This is a genomic window from Microbacterium sp. Cr-K20, from assembly GCF_000708325.1.
In the GTDB taxonomy this organism is placed as follows: domain Bacteria; phylum Actinomycetota; class Actinomycetes; order Actinomycetales; family Microbacteriaceae; genus Microbacterium.
Map to the genome: position 1 here is coordinate 1 of NZ_JARE01000035.1, position 216 is coordinate 216.

General features: G+C 76.4%; 1 pseudogene. It reads right to left on the bottom strand.

The window, feature by feature from the left end:
• Positions 1-31: 31 nt before the first annotated feature.
• Positions 32-216 (bottom strand): annotated as a pseudogene (locus GZ67_RS20750) (TadE family type IV pilus minor pilin); the annotation flags it as partial.

The following is a 216-nucleotide window of genomic DNA, read 5'->3' on the forward strand; positions in this document are numbered from 1 at the left end:
AGGACCCCCGCGGCCACCGCCGTGCCCGCCATCAGCGGCCTCCGTCGAGCGCGCAGCTCGACGCCCGGAGGGGCAGCCGCACCAGCGCGCCGATCGAGGCCTCGAAGGTTGCCGTGACGCACACGAGATCACCCGAGTGTGAAGACGAGATCCCTGCGCCGGGGACGGCCGTGCCCACCACGCGCTGGGCGGCGTCCGCCCCCTCGCCGCGGCCGA